The sequence below is a fragment of the Burkholderia perseverans genome (genome assembly GCF_022870505.1).
Classification (GTDB): Bacteria; Pseudomonadota; Gammaproteobacteria; order Burkholderiales; family Burkholderiaceae; genus Burkholderia; species Burkholderia plantarii.
The window spans coordinates 2589629-2610511 of the sequence record NZ_CP045094.1; the positions used below are offsets into that span (position 1 = coordinate 2589629).

Below are 20883 nucleotides of genomic sequence, written 5' to 3' on the forward strand. Positions count from 1 at the left end.
ACACTTCAGCGCAGCGTTTACAACCACTCCTTCCCCAAAACAAAAATGCCGTTCAGTTGCTTAACTGAACGGCATTACCGCCAAGGCGGGGTTTTTCATTGGCACGGCAACCGCGCGCCGAGGCCGGATTCAGTGGACGACGCGATCGAACACGAACTTGCCGTCCTGCACGTCCACCGGGATCACGTCCTTCGGCCCGAAGCGTCCGGCAAGGATCAGCTTCGCGACCGGATTCTCGATCTCCTGCTGGATCGCGCGCTTCAGCGGCCGCGCGCCGAACAGCGGGTCGTAGCCGACCTTGCCGATCTGGTCGAGCGCCGCGTCGGACACGTCGAGCTGCATGTCGAGCTTGGCGAGCCGGTCATGCAGGCGCGCGAGCTGGATCTTCGCGATCGCCTGGATGTTGGCGCGGTCGAGCGCATGGAACACCACGACGTCGTCGATCCGGTTCAGGAACTCGGGCCGGAAGTGCAGCTTGACCTCTTCCCACACGGCATCCTTCACCGCCTCCTGCGGCGAACCGGCCATCGACTGGATCACCTGCGAACCGAGGTTCGAGGTCATCACGATCACGGTGTTCTTGAAGTCGACCGTGCGGCCCTGCCCGTCCGTCATGCGGCCGTCGTCGAGCACCTGCAGCAGCACGTTGAACACGTCCGGGTGCGCCTTCTCGACCTCGTCGAGCAGGATCACGCTGTACGGCTTGCGACGCACGGCCTCGGTCAGGTAGCCGCCTTCCTCGTAGCCGACATAGCCCGGCGGCGCGCCGATCAGCCGCGCCACGCTGTGCTTCTCCATGAACTCGCTCATGTCGATGCGGATCAGGTGGTCCTCCGAATCGAACAGGAACCCGGCCAGCGCCTTGCAGACCTCGGTCTTGCCCACGCCCGTCGGGCCGAGGAACAGGAACGAGCCGTAAGGACGGTTCGGATCGGACAGCCCCGCGCGCGAGCGGCGGATCGCGTCGGCCACCGCGTCGATCGCCTCTTCCTGGCCGATCACGCGCTCGTGCAGCTTCTCCTCGATGTGCAGCAGCTTCTCGCGCTCGCCCTGCATCATCCGCGACACCGGGATGCCGGTCGCGCGCGACACCACTTCCGCGATCTCCTCGGCGCCCACCTGGGTGCGCAGGAGGCGCGGCCGCGACGGGCTCAGCTCCTTCTGCTCCTCGGCCTGCGTGACCTGCTTCAGCTGCGCCTCGAGTTGCGGCAGCTTGCCGTATTGCAGCTCGGCCACCTTCTCGAGCTTGCCTTCGCGCTGCAGGCGCGCGATGTCGGCGCGCACCCTGTCGATGTCTTCCTTCAGCTGCGCGCTGCCCTGCACGGCGGCCTTCTCGGCGGTCCAGATCTCTTCCAGGTCCGCGTACTCGCGGCCGAGCCGCTCGATTTCTTCCTCGATCAGCTGCAGACGCTTCTGCGATGCCTCGTCCTGCTCCTTCTTCACGGCCTCGCGCTCGATCTTCAGCTGGATCAGGCGCCGGTCGAGCCGGTCCATCGATTCGGGCTTCGAATCGATCTCCATCTTGATCTTCGAAGCGGCCTCGTCGATCAGGTCGATCGCCTTGTCGGGCAGGAAGCGGTCGGTGATGTAGCGGTGCGAGAGCTCGGCGGCCGCGACGATCGCCGGGTCGGTGATGTCCACGCCGTGGTGCAGCTCGTATTTCTCCTGCAGGCCGCGCAGGATCGCGATGGTGGCCTCGACGCTCGGCTCGTCGACGATCACCTTCTGGAAGCGGCGCTCGAGCGCGGCATCCTTCTCGATGTACTTGCGGTACTCGTCGAGCGTGGTCGCGCCGATGCAGTGCAGCTCGCCGCGCGACAGCGCGGGCTTGAGCATGTTGCCGGCGTCCATCGCGCCCTCGGCCTTGCCCGCGCCGACCATCGTGTGGATCTCGTCGATGAACACGATGGTGCGGCCTTCGTCCTTCGCGACGTCGCTGAGCACGGCCTTCAGGCGTTCCTCGAACTCGCCGCGATACTTCGCGCCGGCCAGCAGCGCGGCCATGTCGAGCGACAGCACGCGCTTGTTCTTCAGCGTCTCGGGCACCTCGCCGTTGACGATGCGCTGCGCGAGCCCCTCGACGATCGCGGTCTTGCCCACGCCCGGCTCGCCGATCAGCACCGGGTTGTTCTTGGTGCGGCGCTGCAGGATCTGGATCGAGCGGCGGATCTCGTCGTCGCGGCCGATCACCGGATCGAGCTTGCCGGAACGCGCGCGCTCGGTCAGGTCGACCGTGTACTTCTTGAGCGCCTCGCGCTGGCTTTCGGCGTCGGCGCTATGCACCTGCGAGCCGCCGCGCACGGCCGCGATCGCCGCTTCGAGCGACTTGCGCGTGAGGCCGTGCTGGCGCGCGAGCTTGCCCGCGTCGCCGCGGTCGTCGGACACCGCGAGCAGGAACATCTCGCTCGCGATGAAGCTGTCGTTGAGCTTCTGCGCTTCCTTGTCGGCCTGGTTCAGCAGGCCGGCCAGTTCGCGGCCGATCTGGATGTCGCCACCCGTGCCGGTCACCTGCGGCAGCCGCGAGATCGCCTCGTTCAGCGCGCCCTGCAGCGCCTGCACGTGGACGCCCGTGCGCGACATCAGCGAGCGCGCCGAGCCGTCCTGCTGGCCGATCAGCGCGGCCAGCACGTGAACCGGTTCGATGTATTGATTGTCACGGCCCACGGCGAGGCTCTGCGCGTCGGCGAGGGCTTCCTGGAACTTGGTGGTGAGCTTGTCGATTCTCATGAAGAGACCTCCAATTTTCGAATAGCACCAACATGAGGATGGTTATCCGGCTTTCAAGCGGTCCCAAGGCAAGATGTGTGCCGCGCTCCGGCCGGCGCGGGTGGCGGGGCTTCGCGAAGCATGATCGGCGAGGCGCGCGGCAGCAGCAACAGGCGGTGGACAGGGCGCGGGCGGCGTGCGGGCCGGTTGCCCGGCGGCGGGGAGAAAGCGCCGGCGAGAGGAGCGCGGCGGCGGGTGCGGATGCGACGCCCGGAGCGTTTCGCGGCAGGTTCGCGGTGGCGGGAATGACGAGGGTGCGATCGGCGGCGGCAGCGGCGATCGCGGCGGCTCGCGCCGCTCAGACCGGCTCGATCACGATCGGCACGATGCCGAGCGCGGTAGCAAGCTGCGCGCCCTGCCGCGACAGGTCGGCGATCGTGTGGCGGTCGAGTTCGGCGAAAAACGCGTCGCGCGCGGCGGCCAGCACGCCCTTCAGCCGGCAGTGCGGCTCGATCACGCAGGGGCGGTGCGCGATCGCCTCGCCCTCGCCGCCGAAACAGCCGACCAGCGCGAAGTCGCTCTCGCTCGCCCGCACCACCTCGCCGACCGTCAGCGACGCCGAAGCCGGGTTCATCCGCAGCCCGCCGTTGCGTCCGCGCACCGTCTCCACCCAGCCCAGCTCGCCGAGCCGCTGCACGACCTTCATCAGGTGATTCTTGGAGATGCCGTAGGCGTCCGAAATCTCCTGGATCGTCGACAAACCCTCGCCGCGCACCGCCAGAAACAGCATCACGCGCAGCGAATAGTCGGTGTAATCGGTCAGTCTCATGAGCGAAATCGTATCGTTGGAATGCCCCGGCAGGCCCGCGCGCCCCGCACGCGAGACCTTGCCGATCAGGATCGCGGATAATATGCGTCCCGGAAGCACTTTATTAGTGGATGGCCCTGCGACATTGTGCGACAAAATCGCCGATGTGGTCGGCCGACACACCTTTTAGATGATGACGACTTCTGCCACGCCGGCCAGCGCTCCGGCCCCGAATACGCGACCCGATGCGGCGCCGCGCGCCGCCGAACCGACCGTCGAGAACATCGCCGCGCTCGTGGACGCGTTCTACGACCGCGTGCGCGCCGACCCGCTGCTCGGCCCCGTGTTCGGCGCGAAGCTGGACGGCCGCTGGGACCAGCACCTGCCAAAGATGGTGACGTTCTGGTCGAGCCTCGTGCTCGGCACCAAGGACTATCGCGGCAACGTGCAGGCCAGGCACCAGCCGCTCGACGGTCTCGAGCCAGCCCACTTCAGCCGCTGGCTGACGCTGTTCCTGCAGACCGTGGCGGCGCGCTACGAACCGGCCGCAGCGGTGCGCTTCATGGAGCCGGCGCTGCGGATCGCGCAGAGCCTGCAACTGAGCCATTTCGGCTGGGACTACCGGATTCCGGACGAGCAGCAGGCGCTGCTCGACGCGATCGCGCCGAAACGCCCGCGCGTCGGCGACGACACGCATCCGGTGCGCCCGCGCGGCGAGCCGTTCCCGGCGAAGATCATCGGTCGCGGCGTCAACGACGACGACGCGTAAGGGCGCCCGGCGCCGCCGCCCGCGTGGCGCGCGCTCAGGCCTCGAACCCGCGCAGCCAGTCCTTCAGCGAGCCGATGTCGCGAAACGCCAGCAGATCGCGTTCGAGTTCCGCCACCGCCCGCCGCAGCGCGGCGATGTCGCCGGCCAGCGTGCGCAGCGCCGTATCCGGCGCCAGCACGGCCGACGCGCCGATCCCGTAGCCATGACGAAAGTCGGCCTCGACGCGATGCAGCTCGCGGTCGAGCGCGCCGAGCTGGGCCTTCAGGATGCCGTTGTAATGCTGCAACAGCTCGTCGCCGGCGCCGGCGAGCCGGTCCGTATCGGCCCGGTTCAGGTCGCGTTCGAGTTCCAGCAGCTGCAGCAGATCCTGCTTGTCATAAGCGCGATTGAGCCGCTGCATCAGGTCGGTCTTGCGCGCGCGCTCGTCGGGATCGGGCTCGCGGTCGGGATGCAGCGCGCTGGCGAGGCGCCGGTACAACTCGCGCAGCGAGCGGCTGACCTGCACCGGCGGCAGCTCGGGGACGGCCTCGGCGGCGGCGCGCTCGGCTTCGTCGGGGTTCTCCTGCGTGTCCTGCGCGCTGGACTCGTCCGCCGCCTCGGCCGCCTCGGCCGCCTTGCGCTTCGACGCACGCTGGCGCTCGCTGCGCCCCGACTCGCGGGCTTCTGCATCGGCCGCCGCGCGCGCTTCCTGCGCGTCGAGTTCCGCCTGGATGCGGCGCATCATCGCTTCGTCCGATTCTTCATCCGACGCCTCGTCCGGTGCCTCGGGACGCTGCCGCGCTTCGTCATCGGCCGCGCCGCCGGCCGGCCCGGCGCGCTTGCGGTCACGTGCGCGCGGCTTCGCCTCGCCGGCCGCCTCGCCACCGTGCGCCGACCGGTGATGGCGCGCATGGATCTCGCGCAGGCCGCCGGCCGCGTCGCCGCCGAGCAGCGGGCGCGCGAACGCCACGACCAGCTCCGACACCAGCGCGCGTTCGGCCTTCGTCAGCCCCTTCATGTCGAACGCGACGTCGAGCCGACGCACCAGTTCGGCCTCGTGTCCGGTCGCCGCGCGAGCGAGCGGCACCCATTCGTCGACGTAGCGCTGCTGGAACGCCGGCCAGACGGCCTCCCACGCGCGCAGCCGCTCGCGCCGCGCGGCCACCTGCCTGGTCAGCGCGTTGAAGGTGCGTTGCGAGGCAGACAGCCCGGCGGCGCCGGGCGACGGAACCAGCCGGATGGCGCCGGAAAAGGAATCGGTCATGGGTGAAAACGCGGTGGCTGCGGGATGTCGGGGCGGCGGAACGGCTGAACGGCCAGGCGGAGATGAAGCGAAGCGGCGCAGCGCGCCGCTCAGCCCTCGTCGCGCGCGTTGCCGGAGGCGAGGCCCCAGCGCGCGAGCGCGGCGTCGTCGCTGCTGCGCGCATCGACCCAGCGCTCGCCGGCCGGCGTGGTTTCCTTCTTCCAGAACGGCGCCTGGGTCTTCAGGTAGTCCATCACGAACTCGCAGGACGCGAACGCCTCGCCGCGATGGGCGGACACCGTCGCCACGAACACGATCTGGTCGAGCGGCAGCAGCCGGCCGACGCGATGCACGATCGCGACGTCGATGCCGGGCCAGCGCGCGATCGCGTCGGCCGCGATCGCCTCGAGCGCCTTCTCGGTCATGCCCGGATAATGCTCGAGTTCGAGCGCGGCGACCGTGTCGCCTTCGTTGAGGTCGCGCACCGTGCCGACGAAGCACGCCACCGCGCCGATGCGCGGATTGCGCGCGCGCAGCGCGGCCAGCTCCGCGCTCACCTCGAAATCGTCGGTCTGCACCCGGATCGTGGCCATCGCGGCTCCTCAGCCGCCCGTCACGGGCGGGAAAAACGCGACTTCGCAGCCGTCGGTGAGGCGCGTGTCGGCGTCGGTCATCACGTGGTTGCAGGCCATCCGCAGCGCGCGGCCGTCGGCCAGCGTCTCGGCCCAGGCGCCGCCGCGCGCGCGCAGCCAGGCGCGCACGTCGCCCACGGTCGCGATGCCGTCCGGCACCGTCACGGATTCGTTCGCCACGCCGAGCGCCTCGCGCACGCTCGCAAAGAATTTCAGTTCGATCTTCATCGGTCTTGCGTGCCCGGCCTCAGCCGAGCAATTCGGAAAAGGGAAGGAAACGGACCGTCTCGCCGGCGCTGATCGACTGGTTCGGCGGATTGTCGATCAGCCCGTCGCCCCAGACGGTCGAGGTCAGCACCGCGGAACTCTGGTTCGGATAGAGCTCGAGGCCGCCCGCCTCGTTCACGCGCGCGCGCAGGAATTCGTTGCGCCGGTCGCCCTTGGCGAGCGTGAAATCGGCGCGCAGCGACAGCGCGCGCGGCGCAACCTGGGTGGCGCCCGCCAGATGCAGCAGGAACGGCCGCACGAACAGCAGGAACGTGACGAAGCTCGACACCGGGTTGCCCGGCAGGCCGATGAACTGCGCCTCGCCGGCGCCCTCGCCCTGGTTCACGGCGCCGTGGGCGCCGTCCCGCGCCGCGCGCCGCACGGCGCCGTGGGCCAGCGGCTTGCCCGGCTTCATCGCGATCTGCCAGAGCGTGAGTCGCCCCTCGGCCTCGACGGCCGGCTTCACGTGATCCTCGTCGCCCACCGACACGCCGCCGCTCGTCACGATCAGGTCGTGATCGCGCGCGGCCTCGCGCAGCGTGGCGCGCGTCGCGTCGAGCGAATCGGGCACGATGCCGAAATCGGTCACGTCGCAGCCGAAGCGTTCGAGCAGGCCGCGCAGCGTGAAGCGGTTCGAGTTGTAGATCGCGCCCGGCGCGAGCGGCTCGCCCGGCATCGTCAGTTCGTCGCCGGTGAAGAACACCGCCACCTTCACGCGGCGCCGCACCGTCAGATGCGCGCTGCCCACCGAGGCGGCCAGGCCGAGCGCCTGCGGCGCGAGCCGCGTACCGGCCGGCAGGATCACCGTGCCGCGCCGGATATCGGCACCTTGCGCCGTGATCCATTCGCCGGCCTTCGGCGTGTGCAGGATGTCGACCGCCTCGCCCGCGGCCGCAGCCTGCTCCTGCATCACCACGGCGTCGGCGCCGGGCGGCACCGTCGCGCCGGTGAAGATGCGCGCCGCGGTGCCGGCCGCCAGCGGCTCGGCCGCGTGACCGGCGGGAATCCGCTGCGAGACGGGCAGCCGGCGCTCGCCCTGGGTCAGGTCGGCGACGCGCACCGCGTAGCCGTCCATCGCGCTGATCGCCATCGGCGGCACGTCGAGCGGCGACACCACGTCGGCGGCCAGCACCCGGCCGAGCGCGTCGAGCGTCGGCACGGTTTCGGTGTCCGCGAGCGGCACGGCGGCGCCGAGCAGCGCGGCAAGCGCCTCGGCGGTCGACAGCATCGGCGCGCGCGGCGCCTGGGGAGCGGGGGTGGACATCTCGGTAGGAGCGTGGGCAGAGCGGCGAAACCGCTATTGTAGCGAGCGGACCGCGGACACGGGCGATCCGCTGCCGGGCGCGGCGGCATGCGCCCGCTCGCTCGCGGGAGGCTTGCCGGCATGGCGCGCCATGCATGCGCGGTTCATTCGGCTCGCGCGGCCCGGAAACGACACGGCCGCGACGGCACATCCCCCCGTCGCGGCCGTGATCCGGCGCGGTGAGCAGCGGGCGCCGCGGACCGGATCGCCTGCCCCGCCCGCCGCCCCCGCGGACTCAGTCGCCCGTATGCGCGACGATGAAGTCCTTCACCTGCTGCACGTCGGCCTTCACGACCTCGAAGCGCTGCGGCAGCGCCTCGATGCCCTCGAACGCGGCCGGCCGCTCCGCCTCGCGGCCGAGCGCCTCGCGGATCGTCTCGCCGAACTTGATCGGCTGCGCCGTCTCGAGCACGACCATCGGCACGCCCGGCTGCAGGTGTTCGCGCGCGACCTTCACGCCGTCGGCCGTGTGCGTGTCGATCATCGTCGCGTAACGCTGGTAGACGTCGCGGATCGTCGCGAGGCGGTCGTCGTGCGTGCTGCGCCCCGACACGAAGCCGAACTCGGCCACGCGCGCGAAATCGCCGCTCGCCGCCAGGTCGAAGCCACCCTTCTCCTCGACGTCGCGGAACAGCTGCAGCACGCGCGCCGGATCGCGGCCGAGCAGGTCGAACACGAAGCGCTCGAAGTTCGACGCCTTCGAGATGTCCATGCTCGGGCTGCTCGTGTGGTACGTCTGCGCGGCGCCGCGCACGCGGTAGCGGCCGGTGCGGAAGAACTCGTCGAGCACGTCGTTCTCGTTGGTCGCCACCACCAGCTTCTCGATCGGCAGGCCCATCATGCGCGCGATGTGGCCGGCGCAGACGTTGCCGAAGTTGCCGGACGGCACCGTGAACGAGACGCGCTGGTCGTTGCTCGTGGTGGCCGCGAAGTAACCCTTGAAGTAGTAGACGACCTGCGCGACCACGCGCGCCCAGTTGATCGAGTTGACGGTGCCGATCTTGTGCCGTGCCTTGAACGCGTGATCGTTCGAGACCGCCTTGACGATGTCCTGCGCGTCGTCGAACACGCCCTCGACGGCGAGGTTGAAGATGTTCGGATCCTGCAGGCTGTACATCTGCGCGCGCTGGAACGCGCTCATCTTGCCGTGCGGCGAGAGCATGAACACGCGCACGCCGACCTTGCCGCGCATCGCGTATTCGGCCGCGCTGCCGGTGTCGCCCGAAGTCGCGCCGAGGATGTTCAGCGTCTCGCCATGCCTGGCGAGCGTGGCCTCGAACAGGTTGCCGAGCAGCTGCATCGCCATGTCCTTGAACGCGAGCGTCGGCCCGTTGGACAGTTCGAGCAGCGAGACCGGCGCGCCGCCCTCGGTGCCGAGCGGCTTGAGCGGCGTGATGTCGGCCGCGTTCTCGCCGTGCCGCGTGTTGGCGTAGACCTCGGCGCGATAGGTACGGCGCGTGAGCGCGCGCAGCTCGTCGGCGGGGATGTCGTCGCTGAACTTCGAGAGCACCTCGAAGGCGAGATCGGCATACGGCAGCGCGCGCCAGCGCGCCAGCTCGTCATCGCTCACGCGCGGGTACGCGGCGGGCAGGTAGAGCCCGCCGTCCTTCGCGAGGCCGCCGAGCAGGATGTCCGAAAACGTGTGGCGCTCGCCGATGCCGGCGCCGCGCGTCGAAATGTAATTCATGTCGTCCTCAGTTGAGCGCTTCCATGCGCAGCTTCGTGACCTGCGAGCGCACCGTGGAGAGCGCTTCGATACGCGCGATCGCGGCGTTCACGTTGCGCTCGACCGTCACGTGCGTGATCAGGATGATGTCGGTTTCGTCGGCGCCGCAGTCGATCTGGTCCGACTCCTTCTGCAGCAGCGCGTCGATCGAGATGCCCGAATCGGCGAGGATGCGCGTGATGTCGGCCAGCACGCCGGTTTCGTCGGCCACGCGCAGGCGCAGGTAATAGCCGCTCGTGACGTCCTCGATCGGCAGGATCGGCGTGTTCGACAGGCTTTCCGGCTGGAACGCCAGATGCGGCACGCGATGCTCGGGATCGGCCGTGTGCAGGCGCGTGACGTCCACCAGGTCGGCGACCACGGCCGAGGCGGTGGGCTCGGCGCCCGCGCCCTTGCCGTAGTAGAGCGTGGTGCCGACCGCGTCGCCGTGCACCACCACCGCGTTCATCGCGCCCTCGACGTTGGCGAGCAGGCGCTTCTCGGGCACCAGCGTCGGGTGGACCCGCAGCTCGATGCCGGCCTCGGCGCGGCGCGTGATGCCGAGCAGCTTGATGCGATAGCCGAGTTCCTCGGCGTAGCGGATGTCGGTGGCGGCCAGCTTGCTGATGCCCTCCACGTAGGCGCGCTCGAACTGCACCGGCACGCCGAACGCGATCGCGCTCATGATGGTCGCCTTGTGCGCGGCGTCCACGCCCTCGATGTCGAAGGTCGGGTCCGCCTCGGCGTAGCCGAGTGCCTGCGCGCCGGCCAGCGCCGTCGCGAAATCGAGGCCGCGCTCGCGCATCTCGGACAGGATGTAGTTGGTGGTGCCGTTGATGATGCCGGCGATGTACTGGATCCGGTTGGCCGTGAGGCCCTCGCGCAGCGCCTTGATGATCGGGATGCCGCCCGCCACGGCCGCCTCGAACGCCACCATCACGCCCTTCTCGCGCGCGGCCGCGAAGATCTCGCTGCCATGCACGGCGAGCAGCGCCTTGTTGGCGGTCACCACGTGCTTGCCGTTGGCGATCGCGCGCAGCACCAGCTCGCGCGCGATGCCGGTGCCGCCGATCATCTCGGCGACGATCGAGATCGATGGATCGTCCACGGCCGCGTGGAAATCGGTGGTGATATCGATGCCGGCGAGATCGCCGAGCGCGGCCTGCGCCTTCGCCGGGTTGCGGACCGCGATGCGCGTGACCACGATGCCCCGGCCGGCGCGCCGTTTGATTTCTTCCTGGTTGCGGCGCAGCACCTCGAAGGTGCCGCCGCCGACGGTGCCGAAGCCCAACAGGGCGACTTTGATCGGTTCCATGCTGCGTGTCGTCTGGAGTATTTGAAGTGGAAATGAAGGCGATGGCGGGCGGCTCAGGCCGCGTGCTGCTTGCGGTAGCCGTCGAGGAAGCGCGCGATCCGGTTGATCGAATCGGCCAGGTCGTCGACGTTCGGCAGGAACACCACCCGGAAGTGGTCGGGCGTCGGCCAGTTGAAGCCGGTGCCCTGCACCAGCAGCACGCGCTCCTTGAGCAGCAGGTCGAGAATGAACTGCTGGTCGTTCTGGATCGGGTAGAGCTTCGGGTCGAGCCGCGGGAACATGTAGAGCGCGGCGTCCGGCTTCACGCAGGTGACGCCGGGGATCGCGGTCAGCATGTCGTAGGCGAGCTCGCGCTGGCGGTACAGGCGCCCGCCCGGCACCAGCAGCTCGTTGATGCTCTGGTAGCCGCCGAGCGCGGTCTGGATCGCGAACTGGCCCGGCACGTTGGCGCACAGGCGCATCGACGAGAGGATCCCGAGCCCTTCCAGGTAATCCTTCGCGCGGCGCCGGTTCTCGCCCGTCAGGCCGGCCACGAACATCCAGCCGGCGCGGTAGCCGCACGAGCGGTAGCTCTTCGAGAGGCTGTTGAAGGTGACCGAGATCACGTCCTCGGCAAGCGAGGCGAGCGCCGTGTGGGTCTTGCCGTCGTAGAGGATCTTGTCGTAGACCTCGTCGGCGAAGATCACGAGGCCGTGCTCGCGCGCGATCGCGATCAGCTCGCGCAGCAATTCGTCAGAATAAAGCGCGCCGGTGGGATTGTTCGGGTTGATCACGACGAGCGCCTTGGTGTTCGGCGTGATCTTGCGGCGGATGTCGTCGGGGTCCGGCATCCAGCGGTTCGACTCGTCGCAGATGTAGTGGACGGGCGTGCCGCCCGACAGGCTCACGGCCGCGGTCCAGAGCGGATAGTCGGGCGCCGGCAGCAGCACCTCGTCGCCGTCGTTCAGCAGCGCCTGGGTGGCCATCACGATCAGTTCCGAGGCGCCGTTACCGATGGTGATGTCATCGAGCTCGACGCCCTTCACGCCCTTTTGCTGCGTGTAGTGCATCACCGCCTTGCGCGCCGAGAACACGCCCTTCGAATCCGAGTAGCCCGAGGACGCCGGCAGGTTGCGGATCATGTCCTGGATGATCTCGTCCGGGGCCTCGAAGCCGAACGGCGCCAGATTGCCGATGTTCAGCTTGATGATCTTGTGCCCCTCTTCCTCGAGACGCTTCGCATGCTCGAGCACCGGGCCGCGAATGTCGTAGCACACGTTGAGCAGCTTGTTGGATTTCTGAATCGGTTTCACGGCGGGCACGTTCCTGGGCAAGGCCTGCGAAGCTGGAGGATGGGAGTCGAAACTGGAGAGCGGCCGGTCGGTGCGCGCTGTCTAGGAGACGGTCGGGAGCGAGGCCGGACGCGGCTTGTGGCGACGCGCGACGCAAATGCCGCCCGGGGGCGGCGGAAAAGCTATAATTTAGCGGATTTTCACCCGCTTTCGCAATGCACCATTCCGGCCCGCCGGCCGGTGCCGGCCCGTCGCGGGCCGGGCCCGCCCGGCCGTGGCGGCCGCCGCCGGGGCGCCCCGGCAGGCAGGCCGGGCGCCCGGGCCGGAGCGGCTTTCCCGACACCGCGGACAACGATTTGAAACTACATCAGGACCCGAGCGACGCGCTCAACACCGTCACCGGCTACGGCCCCGATTACGTCGACATCAACCTGGCACGCCACGAACACAGCGTGATCGTGCTGCCGGGTGCGCCCGTGGCGCCCTGGCCCGTCGCGTCGTTCGAGGCGCTCACGCCCGACCATTTCGCGATGCTGCTCGATCCGGCCCCGGAAGTGGTGATCTTCGGTAGCGGCGCCAGACTGCGCTTCCCGCACCCGCGCCTGACGGCCGCCCTGACGGCGCGCCGGATCGGCGTCGAGACGATGGATTTCCAGGCCGCCTGCCGCACCTACAACATCCTGATGGCCGAGGGCCGCAAGGTGGCCGCGGCGCTGCTGATCGAGCGCGCCGGCTGAACCGCCGGCATCGCCCGTCGCCCGCCCATCCGCGCGAACCGTGCCGTTGCCGATGATTCACCTTGATCCAGCATCATTGAGCGAACCGTCATCAAGCGAACGTTGACGCGCGATGCGTTACAAATCCGGCGGCGCGGCCGCCACACCAGCGGGTGACTGCTACTTGTTGCCGCACGGCCTTCGGGCCGCGCCGCCTTTCCCGATTCCGATTTCCGTTGTCTGACAGGCTGACCGACTCATGAACGATACGCCATCGAGGCTACCGCTCAACCGTGCCGCATTTATCCTGATCCTGCTTGCGTTCGCCGCGATCTGGTTCGGCCCGCTCGGGCTGCGCCACCTGATCCCGAGCGACGAGGGCCGCTACGCCGAAATGGCGCGCGAGATGTTCGTGACCGGCGACTGGATCACGCCGCGCTACAACGGCTACAAGTATTTCGAAAAACCGCCGCTGCAGACCTGGCTGAACGCGCTGACGTTTGCCTGGTTCGGGATCGGCGAATGGCAGGCGCGGCTCTACACCGCGCTCGCGAGCTTCGCCGGCGTGCTGCTGGTCGGCTATACCGGCGCGCGCGTGTTCAATCCGCTGGCCGGCCTGTGCGCGGCGGTGGTGCTCGCCACCTCGCCGTACTGGAACCTGATGGGCCATTTCAACACGCTCGACATGGGCCTGTCGTTCTGGATGGCCGTCACGCTCTGCGCGTTGCTGCTGGCGCAGCGCCCGGGGCTGCCGGTGCGCGCCACGCGCGGCTGGATGTGGCTGTGCTGGGCCTCGATGGCGCTCGCGGTGCTGTCCAAGGGGTTGATCGGCGTGATCCTGCCCGGCGCGGTGCTGGTGCTCTACACGCTGATCGCGCGCGACTGGGCGCTCTGGCGGCGCCTGCACCTGGTGAGCGGCCTCGCGATCTTCTTCGCGGTCGCCACGCCGTGGTTCGTGCTGGTCCAGCAGCGCAACCCCGAGTTCTTCGACTTCTTCTTCGTGGTCCAGCAGTTCCGCCGCTACCTGACGCCCGACCAGAACCGGCCCGGCCCGGTCTACTACTTCGTCGGCGTGCTGCTGGTGGGCTTCCTGCCGTGGCTGTCGATCGCCGTGCAGAGCGTGCGCCACGCATGGCGGATGCCGCGCCAGCCGAACGGCTTCGCGCCGATGACGGCGCTGCTGGTCTGGAGCGGCTTCATCTTCCTGTTCTTCAGCGCCTCGCACTCGAAGCTGGTGTCGTACGTGCTGCCGGTCGCGCCGTCGCTCGCACTGGTGCTGGGCGCCTACCTGCCGCTCGTCGCGCGCGAGCATTACCGCCGCCACCTGCTCGGCTACCTGGTGTTCCTGATCGCGGCCGCCGGCGGCTCGATCGCGCTCGGCCACCTCGGCGACACGCGCACCCCGAACGCGCTCTACGTCAGCTTCCAGCACTGGGTCTACGCGGCGCTCGCGGTCGCGTTCGCGCTCACGCTGGTCGCGCTGTGGGTGAACCGCCGCGCCCGGGGCGGCATCGCCGCGACCGCGCTGGTGTTCGGCGCCGGCTGGCTGCTGCTCGGCACCATCGGCGGCACCGGCCACGACGCGTTCGGCCGCTACAGCTCGGGCGCGCTGCTCGCGCCGGCGGTGCGCGCCGCATTCGCGAAGCTGCCGCCCGACACGCCGTTCTACTCGGTCGAGATGCTCGACCACACGCTGCCGTTCTACGTCGGCCACACCACCACGCTGGTGGCCTATCAGGACGAACTCGCGTTCGGCATTTCGCAGCAGCCCGAAAAGTGGGTGCCGACCATCGAGGAATGGGAGCGCCGCTGGCGCGCCGAGCCGGCCGCGCTCGCGGTGATGCGCCCCGAGCGCTACGCCGCGCTGGCCGCGCAAGGCCTGCCGATGACGGTGATCGCGCGCGACACGCGCCGCGTGATCGTCGAGAAGCCGATGGCCAAGCCGCAACCCTGAGGACCCCGCTGCCATGAATCCCGTTTCCCTCGTCTGCATCGTCACCGGCGTGCTGCTCAACGCCTGCGCGCAGCTGCTGCTGAAGGCCGGCGTCAACGCCGTCGGCCATTTCGAGTTCACGCGCGCCAACATCATCCCGGTCGGCTTCAAGATCGCCACCCAGCTGCCGATCATCGGCGGGCTCGGCTGCTACGTGCTGAGCGTAGTGGTCTGGATCGTCGGGCTGTCGCGCGTGGACGTCTCGATCGCCTATCCGATGCTCTCGCTCGGCTACGTGGTGAACGCGTTCGCCGCCTGGTACCTGTTCGGCGAGGTGCTGTCGGTGCAGCGCCTGATCGGCATCGGCATCATCCTGGTCGGGGTGCTGGTGCTGGCGCGCAGTTGAGCCCTGCGCCGGCCCCTGCCGTTGCGCCGCGTCGGATCGCGGCGCGATTGCCGGCGCCGCCCCCTTCCCCCAACAAAAAGAGACGTTGTAATCTCGCGAACCAGTGTTTAATGCGCATGGCGGATCGGCCGTGATCCCGCCCCATTCGACACCTACCCAGCCAGCCGCCATGAGCCAGACATCCGTTCCGTTTTTGCCGTTCGTCAAACCCGAGATCGACGAGGAAACCATCCAGGGCGTCGTCGAGGTGCTGCGTTCGGGCTGGATCACCACCGGCCCGCAGAACCAGCGTTTCGAGGCCGCGCTGTCCGAATACTGCGGCGGCCGCCCGGTGCGTACCTTCAATTCCGGCACTGCGACGCTCGAGATCGGCCTGCGCATCGCCGGGGTCGGCCCCGGCGACGAGGTGATCACCACGCCCGCGAGCTGGGTCTCCACCAGCAACGTGATCCTCGAGACGGGCGCCGCGCCGGTGTTCGTCGACATCGATCCGGCCACGCGCAACCTCGATCTCGACGCGCTCGAACGCGCGATCACGCCGCGCACCAAGGCCGTGATCCCGGTCTATCTGAGCGGCCTGCCGGTCGACATGGACCGCCTCTACGCGATTGCGCGCGAGCACCGCCTGCGCGTGATCGAGGATGCCGCGCAGGCGTTCGGCGCGTCGTGGAACGGCAAGCGGATCGGCGCGCTCGGCGATCTGGTCTCGTTCAGCTTCCACGCCAACAAGAACGTCACCTCGATCGAGGGCGGCGCGCTGGTGCTCAACGACGAGGACGAAGCGCTGCTGGCACAGAAATACCGGCTGCAGGGCATCACGCGCACCGGCTTCGACGGGATGGACTGCGACGTGCTTGGCGGCAAGTACAATCTCACCGATGTCGCGGCCCGCGTCGGCCTCGGCCAGCTCGAGAAGGTCGAGCGCTTCACGGCGCAGCGCCGCGCGCTCGCCCGCGCCTACTTCGAGGCGTTCGCCGGCGGCCCGGCGGCGGCGCTCGGCGTCGGGCTGCCGATGGCCGACTTCGCGAACAGCAACTGGCACATGTTCCAGATCACGCTGCCGCTCGAGCGGCTCGCGCTGAGCCGTCCGGAATTCATGGCGCAGCTGAAGGAACGCGGGATCGGCTCGGGCGTGCATTACCCGGCGATCCATCTGTTTACGCTGTACCGCGCGCGCGGCTTCCACGAGGGAATGTTCCCGCACGCCGAGCGCTTCGGCGCCTCGACCGTCACGCTGCCGCTGTTCACGCAGATGAGCGGGGACGACGTGACGCGCGTGGTCGACGCCGTCAACCAGATTTGCGAACGATACGGAAAATAAGCGGAAATGACTCACCCTGAACCACGCGCCACGAACCCGGAAGTCTCGATCGTCATCCCCGTGTACAACGAGGAAGACGGGCTCGCCGCGCTCTTCGCCCGACTCTATCCGGCGCTCGACGCGCTCGATGCGTCGTACGAAGTGATCTTCATCAACGACGGCAGCCGCGACCGCTCGGCCGCCCTGCTCGGCGAGCAGTTCCGCGTCCGTCCCGACGCCACGCGCGTGGTGCTGCTCAACGGCAACTACGGCCAGCACATGGCGATCCTCGCCGGCTTCGAGCAGTCGCGCGGGCAGATCGTCATCACGCTCGACGCCGACCTGCAGAACCCGCCCGAGGAAATCGGCAAGCTGGTCGCGAAGATGCGCGAGGGCTACGACTACGTCGGCACGATCCGCAAGCAGCGCCAGGACAGCCTGTTCCGCCGCAAGGCCTCGGCCGCGATGAACCGGCTGCGCGAGCGCATCACGCGCATCAAGATGACCGACCAGGGCTGCATGCTGCGCGCCTACAGCCGCCAGATCATCGACACCATCAACCGCTGCGGCGAGGTCAACACCTTCATCCCGGCGCTGGCCTACACGTTCGCGCAGAACCCGACCGAAATCGAGGTCGCGCACGAGGAACGCTTCGCCGGCGAATCGAAGTATTCGCTCTACAGCCTGATCCGGCTCAACTTCGACCTCGTGACCGGCTTTTCGGTGGTGCCGCTGCAGTGGCTGTCGTTCGTCGGCGTGATCCTGTCGATCGGCTCGGCCGCGCTGTTCCTGCTGCTGCTGATCCGCCGCTTCGTGGTCGGCGCCGAAGTCCAGGGCGTGTTCACGCTGTTCGCGATCACGTTCTTCCTGCTCGGCGTGATCATCTTCGCGCTCGGCCTGCTCGGCGAATACATCGGACGAATCTACCAGCAGGTGCGCGCGCGGCCACGCTACCTGATCCAGACCGTGCTCGAGGAGCACCCCGAGCGCGCCCACCTGCCGCTGCCGGGCACCGCCGGCGGCACCGCGGAGGCTTCGCGATGAAACCGCGCGCGGTCGTATTCGGCTATCACAACGTCGGCGTGCGCTGCCTGCAGGTGCTGCTCGCGCGCGGCGTGGAGGTCGCGCTGGTCGTCACGCACGAGGACAGCCCGACCGAGAACATCTGGTTCGGCAGCGTCGCCGCGGTGGCGCGCGAGCACGGGATTGCCGTGATCACGCCGGCCGATCCGGCCGGCGCCGAACTGCGCGAGGCCGTCTCGGCCGCGCGGCCCGACTTCATCTTCTCGTTCTACTACCGGCACATGCTGCCGGTGGCACTGCTCGCGCTGGCCGCGCGCGGCGCCTACAACCTGCACGGCTCGCTGCTGCCGAAGTATCGCGGCCGGGTGCCGACCAACTGGGCCGTGCTCAACGGCGAGACCGAGACCGGCGCGACGCTGCACGAGATGGCCGCGAAGCCCGACGCCGGCGCGATCGTCGGCCAGACCGCGGTGCCGATCCTGCCCGACGATACCGCCGCGCAGGTGTTCGACAAGGTCACGGTGGCCGCCGAGCAGACGCTCTGGCGCGTGCTGCCCGCGTTGCTCGCGGGCGAGGCCGCGCACCTGCCGAACGACCTTTCGCAGGGCAGCTACTTCGGCGGGCGCAAGCCCGAGGACGGCCGCATCGACTGGTCGAAGCCGGCCGCCGAGGTCTACAACCTGATTCGCGCGGTCGCGCCGCCCTATCCGGGCGCGTTCACCGAGCTCGCCGGCACGCGCTTCGTGATCGCGCGCGCACGCCTGGCCGCGCCCGGCTCGGCCGCCGCGCAGGCCGCGCGGGATTTGCCCGCGGGCCTGCAGGTGCGCGATAATGCGCTATTCGGCGTGTGCGGCGACAGCCGCGCCGTCACCATCCTCGAGTTGCGCGAAGCGCGCAACGGCGGCCCGGATTCCGGCCCGGTCGTCTCTCCCGCTCAATTCGCGCAGTTCATTGATTCCTCCCGCCAGTCATGAAAGCAAAAAAAGTCCTGATCCTGGGTGTGAACGGCTTCATCGGCCATCACCTGTCCAAACGCATTCTTGAAACCACCGATTGGGAAGTGTTCGGGATGGACATGCAGACCGACCGGCTTGGCGATCTCGTCAACCACGAGCGGATGCACTTCTTCGAAGGCGACATCACGATCAACAAGGAATGGGTGGAGTATCACGTCAAGAAGTGCGACGTGATCCTGCCGCTGGTCGCGATCGCCACGCCCGCCACCTACGTGCAGCAGCCGCTGCGCGTGTTCGAACTCGATTTCGAGGCGAACCTGCCGATCGTGCGTTCGGCCGTGAAGTACGGCAAGCATCTGGTATTTCCGTCGACCTCCGAGGTCTACGGCATGTGCTCGGACGAGCAGTTCGACCCGGACGCCTCGGCGCTGACCTACGGCCCGATCAACAAGCCGCGCTGGATCTACGCCTGCTCGAAGCAGCTGATGGACCGCGTGATCTGGGGCTACGGCATGGAAGGCCTGAACTTCACGCTGTTCCGCCCGTTCAACTGGATCGGCCCGGGCCTCGACTCGATCTACACGCCGAAGGAAGGCAGCTCGCGCGTGGTCACGCAGTTCCTCGGCCATATCGTGCGCGGCGAGAACATCAGCCTCGTCGACGGCGGCTCGCAGAAGCGCGCGTTCACCTATGTCGACGACGGCATCAGCGCGCTGATGAAGATCATCGAGAACCGCGACGGCGTGGCCACCGGCAAGATCTACAACATCGGCAACCCGAGCAACAACTACTCGGTGCGCGAACTCGCGCACAAGATGCTCGAACTGGCCGCCGAATTCCCCGAGTACGCCGATTCGGCGAAGCAGGTGCAGCTGGTCGAGACCACCGCGGGCGCCTACTACGGCAACGGCTACCAGGACGTGCAGAACCGCGTGCCGAAGATCGACAACACGATGCAGGAGCTCGGCTGGGCACCGGAATCGACGTTCGACGACGCGCTGCGCAACATCTTCGAGGCGTATCGCGGCCACGTGGCCGACGCACGCGCGCTGGTCGAGCAGCAAGGCTGACGCGTTGGCCCGCATCGTCCTCAAGATCGACGTCGACACGCTGCGCGGCACGCGCGAGGGCGTGCCGAACCTCGCGCGGATCTTCGATCGCCACGCCGCGCGCGCGACCTTCCTGTTCAGCCTCGGCCCCGATCACACCGGCTGGGCGATGCGCCGCGTGCTGCGGCCGGGCTTCCTGAAGAAGGTCTCGCGCACCTCGGTGGTCGAGCACTACGGCATCCGCCAGCTGATGTACGGCGTGCTGCTGCCGGGGCCGGACATCGGCCGCCGCGCGGCCGCCGAGATGCGCGCGATCCACGAGGCCGGCTTCGAATGCGGCATCCACACCTGGGATCACGTCTACTGGCAGGACAACGTGCGCACGCGCGAACGTGACTGGACCGCGCGCGAGATGGGCAAGAGCCACGCGCGCTTCATCGAGATCTTCGGCGCGCCGCCCGCGACGCACGGCGCGGCCGGCTGGCAGATGAACGACGCCGCGTTCGAGCAGATCGACGCCTGGGGCATGCGCTATGCGTCCGACGGCCGTGGCCACGGGCCGTACCGGCCGGTGGTGGCGGGCCGCACACTCGGCCACGTGCAACTGCCGACCACGCTGCCGACGCTCGACGAGGTGCTCGGCATCGACGGCGTGGACGAGTCGAACGTGGCCGCGCACCTGCTCGCGCGCACCGACGGCAATCCGCACGACCAGGTGTTCACGCTGCATGCCGAGCTCGAAGGCCAGAAGCTCGCGCCGGTGTTCGAGCAGCTGCTCGCCGGCTGGCGCGCGCAGGGCCACACGTTCGCGACCATGGGCGACTATCATGCCGCGCTGGATTTCGACACGCTGCCATCGTACCCTGTTACGTGGGGCGAAATTCCCGGTCGCTCCGGCGAACTGATCGTCCAGCCCGGCTGAGCGGTTCGCCGCGGTTCCCCGTCATGCCCGGCACGGCCCCAGCGCCGCGCCGCCGATAACAACAGGAGAAATCCCGTGTCCGTCGAAATCGACCGCCAAGTTCCCGATTTCACCGCGCCGGCGACAGGTGGCGAGTTCACGCTGTCCTCGCTGAACGGCAAGAAGCTCGTGCTGTATTTCTATCCCAAGGACAACACGCCCGGCTGCACCACCGAAGGGCTGCAGTTCCGCGATCTGTACCCGAAATTCAAGAAGGCCGGCGCCGAGATCGTCGGCGTGTCGCGCGACAGCCTGCGCTCGCACGACAATTTCAAGGCCAAGCTCGAGTTGCCGTTCCCGCTCGTTTCGGACCCCGACGAAACGCTCTGCGCGATGTTCGGCGTCATGAAATTGAAGAAAATGTATGGCAAGGAAGTGCGTGGAATCGAGCGTTCGACCTTCCTGATCGACGGTGACGGCGTGCTGCGTCAGGAGTGGCGCGGCATCAAGGTGCCGGGGCACGTCGACGAGGTGCTCGGTGCTGTACAAGCGCTTTGAGGCAGGTTATATTGGGCCGCAATGAATGCCCGTCAGCCCCATC

At 68.6% G+C, this 20883-nt stretch carries 19 protein-coding genes; 10 read left to right on the plus strand and 9 right to left on the minus strand.

Translation table 11 applies throughout. From position 1 onward, the window contains the following. Positions 1 to 129 precede the first annotated feature (129 nt). Together clpB and BpN12_RS26015 are read right to left on the minus strand one after the other, a co-directional pair. Positions 130 to 2727 (minus strand): ATP-dependent chaperone ClpB, encoded by a 2598-nt coding sequence (gene clpB / locus BpN12_RS26010; protein WP_246795105.1) that lies wholly within the window; start codon positions 2725 to 2727, stop codon positions 130 to 132. Positions 2728 to 3064: 337 nt separating this feature from the next. Further along, complete coding sequence (locus BpN12_RS26015; protein WP_246795106.1) at positions 3065 to 3535, minus strand: Rrf2 family transcriptional regulator; 471 nt, start codon at positions 3533 to 3535, stop codon at positions 3065 to 3067. A gap of 172 nt (positions 3536 to 3707) precedes the next feature. Between BpN12_RS26015 and BpN12_RS26020 the strand changes: the two genes are divergently transcribed. Then, a complete protein-coding gene (locus BpN12_RS26020; protein ID WP_246798013.1) occupies positions 3708 to 4283 on the plus strand; it encodes a group III truncated hemoglobin in 576 nt (191 codons plus the stop codon). Positions 4284 to 4317: 34 nt separating this feature from the next. Here BpN12_RS26020 and BpN12_RS26025 read toward each other — a convergent pair whose 3' ends face one another. From BpN12_RS26025 to BpN12_RS26055, 7 genes are all read right to left on the minus strand, one after another. Continuing rightward, a complete protein-coding gene (locus tag BpN12_RS26025) occupies positions 4318 to 5526 on the minus strand; it encodes a J domain-containing protein (protein ID WP_246795107.1) in 1209 nt (402 codons plus the stop codon). Between the two features lie 89 nt (positions 5527 to 5615). After that, positions 5616 to 6098, minus strand: coding sequence for a molybdopterin synthase catalytic subunit MoaE (gene moaE, locus BpN12_RS26030; RefSeq protein ID WP_246795108.1), 483 nt, complete (start codon positions 6096 to 6098; stop codon positions 5616 to 5618). A gap of 9 nt (positions 6099 to 6107) precedes the next feature. After that, positions 6108 to 6365: a molybdopterin converting factor subunit 1 gene (moaD, locus tag BpN12_RS26035; protein ID WP_042625213.1), complete on the minus strand. Its 258-nt coding sequence runs from the start codon at positions 6363 to 6365 to the stop codon at positions 6108 to 6110. Positions 6366 to 6384: 19 nt separating this feature from the next. Then, entirely contained in the window at positions 6385 to 7668 is a 1284-nt protein-coding gene (locus BpN12_RS26040) for a molybdopterin molybdotransferase MoeA (RefSeq protein ID WP_246795109.1), read from the minus strand. 274 nt (positions 7669 to 7942) lie between these two features. Continuing rightward, entirely contained in the window at positions 7943 to 9394 is a 1452-nt protein-coding gene (thrC, locus tag BpN12_RS26045; RefSeq protein ID WP_246795110.1) for a threonine synthase, read from the minus strand. 7 nt (positions 9395 to 9401) lie between these two features. After that, positions 9402 to 10727 (minus strand): homoserine dehydrogenase, encoded by a 1326-nt coding sequence (locus BpN12_RS26050; RefSeq protein WP_246795111.1) that lies wholly within the window; start codon positions 10725 to 10727, stop codon positions 9402 to 9404. A 53-nt stretch (positions 10728 to 10780) separates the two neighbouring features. Further along, the gene (locus BpN12_RS26055) at positions 10781 to 12019 is read right to left on the minus strand and encodes a pyridoxal phosphate-dependent aminotransferase (RefSeq protein WP_246795112.1); all 1239 of its coding nucleotides are present in this window, start codon (positions 12017 to 12019) and stop codon (positions 10781 to 10783) included. 335 nt (positions 12020 to 12354) lie between these two features. Between BpN12_RS26055 and BpN12_RS26060 the strand changes: the two genes are divergently transcribed. From BpN12_RS26060 to BpN12_RS26100, 9 genes are all read left to right on the plus strand, one after another. Beyond that, entirely contained in the window at positions 12355 to 12735 is a 381-nt protein-coding gene (locus BpN12_RS26060) for an Mth938-like domain-containing protein (RefSeq protein ID WP_246795113.1), read from the plus strand. 238 nt (positions 12736 to 12973) lie between these two features. Further along, entirely contained in the window at positions 12974 to 14668 is a 1695-nt protein-coding gene (locus BpN12_RS26065) for a glycosyltransferase family 39 protein (RefSeq protein WP_246795114.1), read from the plus strand. A 13-nt stretch (positions 14669 to 14681) separates the two neighbouring features. Then, positions 14682 to 15053, plus strand: coding sequence for an EamA family transporter (locus tag BpN12_RS26070; protein WP_015875453.1), 372 nt, complete (start codon positions 14682 to 14684; stop codon positions 15051 to 15053). 169 nt (positions 15054 to 15222) lie between these two features. Continuing rightward, complete coding sequence (locus BpN12_RS26075; RefSeq protein ID WP_246795115.1) at positions 15223 to 16374, plus strand: DegT/DnrJ/EryC1/StrS family aminotransferase; 1152 nt, start codon at positions 15223 to 15225, stop codon at positions 16372 to 16374. A 6-nt stretch (positions 16375 to 16380) separates the two neighbouring features. Continuing rightward, positions 16381 to 17397, plus strand: a complete 1017-nt coding sequence (locus BpN12_RS26080; RefSeq protein WP_246795116.1) for a glycosyltransferase — start codon at positions 16381 to 16383, stop codon at positions 17395 to 17397. Next, positions 17394 to 18350, plus strand: a complete 957-nt coding sequence (locus BpN12_RS26085) for a formyltransferase (protein ID WP_246795117.1) — start codon at positions 17394 to 17396, stop codon at positions 18348 to 18350. The genes BpN12_RS26080 and BpN12_RS26085 overlap by 4 nt, the downstream gene beginning before the upstream one ends. Beyond that, positions 18347 to 19402 (plus strand): bifunctional UDP-4-keto-pentose/UDP-xylose synthase, encoded by a 1056-nt coding sequence (locus BpN12_RS26090; protein WP_198251920.1) that lies wholly within the window; start codon positions 18347 to 18349, stop codon positions 19400 to 19402. The genes BpN12_RS26085 and BpN12_RS26090 overlap by 4 nt, the downstream gene beginning before the upstream one ends. A 4-nt stretch (positions 19403 to 19406) precedes the next feature. Further along, entirely contained in the window at positions 19407 to 20303 is an 897-nt protein-coding gene (locus BpN12_RS26095) for a polysaccharide deacetylase family protein (RefSeq protein ID WP_246795118.1), read from the plus strand. Positions 20304 to 20378: 75 nt separating this feature from the next. After that, positions 20379 to 20840, plus strand: coding sequence for a peroxiredoxin (locus BpN12_RS26100; protein WP_042625223.1), 462 nt, complete (start codon positions 20379 to 20381; stop codon positions 20838 to 20840). Positions 20841 to 20883: the final 43 nt, after the last annotated feature.